The sequence below is a fragment of the Pseudomonas floridensis genome, assembly GCF_002087235.1.
In the GTDB taxonomy this organism is placed as follows: domain Bacteria; phylum Pseudomonadota; class Gammaproteobacteria; order Pseudomonadales; family Pseudomonadaceae; genus Aquipseudomonas; species Aquipseudomonas floridensis.
In genome coordinates this window covers 1-4,813 of the sequence record NZ_MUIO01000057.1, presented here as the reverse complement: position 1 = coordinate 4,813, position 4,813 = coordinate 1, and the positions used below count along the sequence as shown (strand labels likewise).

At 57.7% G+C, this 4,813-nt stretch carries 7 protein-coding genes; 4 read left to right on the top strand and 3 right to left on the bottom strand.

Annotation, left to right across the window (positions count from 1 at the left end; all coding sequences use genetic code 11):
- Positions 1–459 (top strand): IS66 family transposase (locus tag BZK31_RS15000; protein WP_157900744.1); only part of this gene is annotated, 459 nt, incomplete at its 5' end.
- On the opposite strand, the gene BZK31_RS14995 is transcribed toward BZK31_RS15000, so the two are convergent.
- A complete protein-coding gene (locus tag BZK31_RS14995) occupies positions 452–994 on the bottom strand; it encodes an IS5 family transposase (RefSeq protein WP_279628802.1) in 543 nt (180 codons plus the stop codon). The two genes, BZK31_RS15000 and BZK31_RS14995, sit on opposite strands and share 8 nt — an antisense overlap.
- A gap of 387 nt (positions 995–1,381) precedes the next feature.
- Here BZK31_RS14995 and BZK31_RS14985 point away from each other — a divergent pair, with 387 nt between their 5' ends.
- Both BZK31_RS14985 and BZK31_RS14980 read left to right on the top strand, forming a co-directional pair.
- Complete coding sequence (locus BZK31_RS14985; protein ID WP_083183739.1) at positions 1,382–1,831, top strand: hypothetical protein; 450 nt, start codon at positions 1,382–1,384, stop codon at positions 1,829–1,831.
- 122 nt (positions 1,832–1,953) lie between these two features.
- Entirely contained in the window at positions 1,954–2,208 is a 255-nt protein-coding gene (locus tag BZK31_RS14980; protein WP_167377970.1) for a hypothetical protein, read from the top strand.
- A 69-nt stretch (positions 2,209–2,277) separates the two neighbouring features.
- Here the strand turns inward: BZK31_RS14980 and BZK31_RS14975 are convergent, their stop codons facing one another.
- A complete protein-coding gene (locus BZK31_RS14975) occupies positions 2,278–3,375 on the bottom strand; it encodes an oxidoreductase (protein WP_083183737.1) in 1,098 nt (365 codons plus the stop codon).
- A gap of 120 nt (positions 3,376–3,495) precedes the next feature.
- Between BZK31_RS14975 and BZK31_RS14970 the strand changes: the two genes are divergently transcribed.
- Entirely contained in the window at positions 3,496–4,377 is an 882-nt protein-coding gene (locus BZK31_RS14970) for a LysR family transcriptional regulator (RefSeq protein WP_083183736.1), read from the top strand.
- A 177-nt stretch (positions 4,378–4,554) separates the two neighbouring features.
- Here BZK31_RS14970 and BZK31_RS14965 read toward each other — a convergent pair.
- The coding region (locus BZK31_RS14965; RefSeq protein WP_208617205.1) for a fumarate hydratase C-terminal domain-containing protein at positions 4,555–4,813 on the bottom strand (259 nt) is incomplete at its 5' end.

Sequence of the window (4,813 nt, the reverse complement as noted above, 5' to 3'; positions counted from 1 at the left end):
ATCGAACGCGACCTAAAGGCTTGCGGCGACGCTGAACGTAAGATCGGTCGTCACGAACAAAGCCTGCCGATACTGGTTCAGTTGAAAAGTTGGATCGAAAAGACGCAGCCACAGGTCACTGCTCAGAACGCTCTGGGCAAAGCCATCAGTTACCTCGCCAGTAACTGGAGCAAGCTGGAGCGATATGTCGAGGAAGGCTACCTGCCGCTCGACAATAACGCCGCTGAACGCGCGATCCGCCCCTTCGTGATCGGAAGAAAGAACTGGCTGTTTAGCGACACGCCCAAGGGCGCGACGGCCAGTGCTCAACTCTACAGCCTGGTCGAGACCGCTAAAGCCAACGGCCAAGAGCCCTATGCGTGGCTGCGCCACGCACTGGAACGCCTGCCGCACGCCTCGTCTGTAGCAGACTACGAAGCTCTGCTGCCATGGAACTGCTCACCCGCATCGCTTAGCTGACCGCGCCAGCCATATTAAGATCGGTGGGGTTTATGGAGCGCTTACGATGCATCTCAGGATCACGTTTGCCGTCCTTGTTCCTGGTTGAACTCGGCGCGTGAATGATCGTCGCATCGACCACGGTGCCTTGGCGCAGCATCAAACCACGATCACCCAGATAGCCGTTGATGACCTGCAAAATCCCCTCTGCCAACTCGTGTTTTTCCAACACGCGCCGGAAGTTGAGAATGGTGGTTTCATCGGGAATCCGATCCAGACTCAATCCCGCAAACTGGCGCAGGATTGTTGTTTCGTACAACGCTTCCTCCATCGCAGGATCGCTGTAGCCGAACCAGTTTTGCATCAGATGTATGCGCAGCACCGCCATTAACGGATAGGCGGGACGGCCACCTTCGCCCTTGGGGTAATGAGGCTCGATCAGATTGATCAATCCCTTCCAGGGCACGACCTTATCCATCTCGATCAGGAAACGCTCTTTACGGGTTTGCTTGCGTTTGCCAGCGTACTCGGCGTCGGCGAAGGTCATCTGCTTCATCAGGCGTCTCGGCGGTTGAGATCAGGCATTCTGCCAAGTTTGGGGGGCTTCTTCAGAGTTTCCTTAAGGCCTCATGAAGAGAAAGGGAATCGCATCCGACTTTGTAGGCACGTCTCGACGGTTTGATGTCATCACCGAATGACTCCAATTGGCCGACAGCAGCCCCCACCCACTCAAACGCGCCCAACCTTCCAAGTCCCAACAACGCTCCCGGAACCTGAAACCTATAACCTGCCACCCGCCGACGCACCTCCTTCCAGCCCACGCCGTTGCCCAGGCCAAGCATCAGCCATTGAGCAGCGTCGCTCCCCCATCAGCCATTCCTGTAAAGCAACGCCTTTCACCGCCGATACATAAAACGCCTCAACCAATTTCTAAGGAATCTGCATGCGTATCCGCTACCTGGCTCTGCCCATGTTCATGCTACTCCACGCCAGCATTACCCAGGCCCAGGATACGGCCAATGCCTACGACGGCATCCCCGAGGCTGTCATCGAGAGCGTCGGCAAGAAAGACATCAAAGCGATGTTCCGCGCCATGAGCAAGTACGATGAAAAGCTTAACGAGTCCAACCCGATGCTGGACGGCTTTGCCATACAGCTGCAGGAGCAGTTCAAGGACACGGGCGACTTCCTGGATGCGAGCCTTTATCGGGAAGAGCAATTTGGCACGCGCTATAGCGTCTTGAATTACGTACTGAACTACGCCCAAAAGCCGATGGGGTTAAAAGTGCAGATGTATAACGGCAAGAACGGCTGGCGCGCCATCAACGTGAACTTCTCGCCCGACATTGACAAGTTTGTCAGCGAGTTACGTGGCGTACCTCAGAAAAAGTAAATCCTGAGCCAGCAGGTATTGGCAGAAGCCGCTTCGTTATTGGATTCCGGCCAGCCACAGATACCGGGATATTGCGGGGCGGCAGTCGCGAACAATGTTCTGGACGGACATCCGGGGAGTCGATGAAAAATTTAAGCGGGGGAGGCGCTTTCCTGATCAGGGTCTTGGCCGTGATCATCGCGTGTCTCGGTCTGGCGTCGTTCTACAGGGCTGTCTCGATTCTCAATGGCGAAGTGATCGAACGCACGTATCGAGCCCGCGCGCTTCCGGCGTTTCAGGAAACCTTTGGTTCGGTGCCGACGTCGGTGCTATGCGTTTTGGTGGGTGCATGGCTGATGGTCGTTGCCTTCAAGTTCTGGAGAAGCGGTCAGCGGTAAGGCGCGGCTAGAGCCCTCGTCTGTCCATTCAGGTAGAGGCGGACGTTGCTGTCCGCTTCTACCTCGCGATCAGGACGCTGTCAGCTCAACCTGTTTGATATTGGCGATGGGGCCCAGAATCGAACCATCGAAATCAGCCAGAGGCATTCCGCTGGCCAGTCGTTTGGGCAGGTCGGGATTGGCCAGTGCGGCTTTCCCGATTGCGATGACATCGGCGCCGTCGTCCAGGCTGCGGGACAGTTGCTCTGGTGTATGCAGACCGCCATTGGCGATCAGCGTCGTCGCGGGTGCATAGCGACGCGCCAGTTCAACCAGGCTGGCGCCCCCTTCGGAAAACGCAGGCTTACAGGCGTCGTGTTCGGTGACATGAATAAAGTCGACGCCTGCCTCGCGGAGTGAGCCGAAAATCATCTCTGCGGCGCGTTCCTGTTCAGCCCACTTGTGTTCAAAGTCATTGACCTTGCCTTGAGAAATTCGCACGCCTGTCGGCACTTTTCCTGCCGCAGCCTTCACGGCCTTGACCACTTCCAGGATCAGCTCGATCCGCTGCGCCAGGCCGCCGCCCCAGCGATCGTTACGCTGATTGGTGTAGTCAGTCAGAAATTGATCGAGCAGGTAGCCGTTCGCACCGTGAATCTCGAGCCCGTCAAAGCCCGCCGTATTGACCGCCAGCGCTGCTGCTCGAGCAAAGCCTTCGATAGCATCGGCAATGTCGTTTTCGGTCATCGCACGGGGCACTTGATAAGGCCCTTCACCGCGATAGAACGCCATCTGCTCTCCCTTGGGACGTAACGCCGAAGGGGCGGCCGGAGTGTCGACAAAACGGTTGCCCTGGCTAAGCGCTCCGGCGTGCATGATCTGGGCAAAGACCTTGCGCTGATGCTGGTGAATGCTGTCCGTGATGGCTTGCCACGCGTGAGCCTGTGCGTCATCGGTAAGGCCTGGCTGGAACGCGTAACCCTGCGAGTGTTGCTGGTCAGTGTAGATGCCTTCGGTAATGACCAGTCCAAAGCCGCCGAGGGCAAAGCGTTCGTAATAGCGGACCATCTCCGGCGTCGCGTGCCCGTGTTCCGACGCGCTGACACGTGTCATGGGGGCTACGGCGAAACGGTTCTTCAAGGAGCAGGCCGCAATATCGTAAGGCGTTAGAATCGTTGAAGGCAGCACGGTGCGTTTCCTCTCGGTCTGGATTGCCTTTAAAGCAGGTCCAGGTAGATTAGGGCGTTAACAAGCTGCGTAAAACCTGGCTGAACAGATAAGTCGCCTTAACGGAAACGGATACGAACCATGCAAATTTCTGACGTCGAGGCCTTTGCGGTCATTGTCGAAAGCGGCAGCATGTCCAGTGCCGCAAGACGCCTGGGAGTCTCTCCCATGGCCATTTCGCGCAGGCTGGCAGCGCTCGAACAGGAGTTGTCCGTCCGGCTGGTGCACCGAACGACGCGCTCGAGTTCGCTGACGCCCGAGGGCGAGACGTTTCTGCCATTCGCCCACACGCTGCTCGAAGCCAGCGCGGCCGCCAAAGCCACGCTGAAGACAGGGGCAGGGTCGGTCAGCGGCGTATTGAAGGTGACGGCCCCTACCGTGTTCGGACAAAGCGTTCTAATGCCGCTGATTCCGACACTTCTGAGCGAACATCCGGCGCTGCGGATCGACCTGAATCTGTCTGACAGCATTGTCGATATCGTGGGGCTGGGAATCGACGTAGCGATTCGCATAGCCACATTGCGTGATTCGACCCTGGTGGCTCGTCCACTGGCCGACAACCCACGGATCTTGTGCGCAAGCCCGGACTATCTCGCTGAGCACGACTTGCCCCGCCTCCTTCACGATCTTCATCACCATCGTTGCATCGGATTACAGGGAATGCCGCACTGGCCCTTTGTGCGGGATGGCGAAGCGGTGCTGTTCAAAGGGGAGGGGATGTTTTCAGCCAATAGTGTCGAAGCAGTCCGCACCGCCTGCAAACAAGGGATGGGCCTGGCGCTGCTCACGTATTGGGATGTACGTGATGACGTCGCTCAGGGCAGCCTGCGTGCCGTGGAGCTTGAAGACGTATTACCCGAGCAACTGGTGATCACCGCCGTATTACCCACACGCCACCAGATTCCGCGCCGTGTTCAGATCTTTCTGGAATGCCTGGAGGCAGCGCTGAAACACCGTAGGTGACGCGTTGCCAGTCATGGACGAACCAATGCTGGCAGCCGCCCGGTCAGTGCGAATCGCGCCAGAAGTGAATCGGAGCGTTGGTTGTCTTCCAGCTGTTCACGTAATGGGCCGCTTCAAACGCTCACAAAAAACCCGGCTTTCGCCGGGTTCTTCATATCGTGCATTACCGGAAGTAACTTACTGCACTTCCACCGCCAGGCTGTCGCTGATCTTCTTCTGCCAGATCGCGGGGCCAGTGATGTGGACGGACTCGCCGTTGCTGTCGACGGCAACCGTGACCGGCATGTCCTTGACCTCGAACTCGTAGATCGCTTCCATGCCCAGTTCGGCGAAGGCCACGACTTTGGATTTCTTGATCGCCTGGGCGACGAGGTAAGCGGCACCGCCGACGGCCATCAGGTAGACGGCTTTGTGGTCACGAATGGCGTCGATGGCG